This window comes from Rhodopseudomonas sp. B29 (assembly GCF_000333455.1).
In the GTDB taxonomy this organism is placed as follows: domain Bacteria; phylum Pseudomonadota; class Alphaproteobacteria; order Rhizobiales; family Xanthobacteraceae; genus Rhodopseudomonas.
The window spans coordinates 1-868 of the sequence record NZ_BADD01000600.1; the positions used below are offsets into that span (position 1 = coordinate 1).

1 protein-coding gene is annotated in these 868 nt (G+C 65.2%); it reads right to left on the reverse strand.

What is annotated here, in order from left to right; translation table 11 throughout:
* Positions 1-35: 35 nt before the first annotated feature.
* A partial coding sequence (locus I5M_RS21685; protein WP_022723324.1) for an MBL fold metallo-hydrolase occupies positions 36-868 on the reverse strand: 833 nt, incomplete at its 5' end.

Sequence of the window (868 nt, forward strand, 5' to 3'; positions counted from 1 at the left end):
CTTCGTCGCTTCGCTCCTCGCAATGACGTTGAAATTCAAGCATGAAGCTCGAACACCTGCCCGGGCTTGAGCACGCCGAAGTGTTCGCGCGGCACTGAAGCGGCATCGAGCGCCGCGTACAGCGCCTGCTCGGGCGCGTCGATCGCCTCGTCGGTGAGCTGGAACGTGCCGTGGTGATTAGCGAGCGCACGCTTGGCGCCGCAATCCGCCAGCGCCTTGACGGCATCGGCCGGGTTCATGTGCTGATCCTGCATGAACCATCGCGGCTCGTAGGCGCCGATCGGCAGGATTGCTAACTCAAGCGGACCGTGTGCATCGCCGACGCGGCGGAAATGCTTGCCTTCGCCGTAGCCGGAATCGCACACCACATAGATCTTGCCGGCCGGCGTCTCCAGCACGAAGCTGGCCCACAGCGCACGATTGCGATCGAACACGCCACGTGCTGTCCAATGCCGCGTCGGCACGAGATTGACAGCGACGCGCTCGTTCAGCGCGACACGATCACCCCAGTCATAAGCTTGGGCGCGGATCGCCTTGTCATGCCCGGCCATGGTCAGATCGTTGCCGAGCGGCGTAATCACCCGCGGCGCATACTTCGCCACCAGCCGCGACAGAGTCGCCAGATCGAGATGGTCGTAGTGGCCGTGCGACACCAACACGACGTCGATTGGCGGCAGCTTCTCGAAGGCGATGCCCGGATCGTTGTGGCGCTTGGGCCCGGCGAACGACACCGGCGACACGCGCTGCGACCACACCGGATCGACCAGGATGTTGAGCCCGCCGGTCTGGATCAGCCAACTGGCATGGCCGACGTAGCTCAGCCGCGCGGCGCTGCCGTCAACGCGCGGCGGCGGCGTGTCCGCAAAAG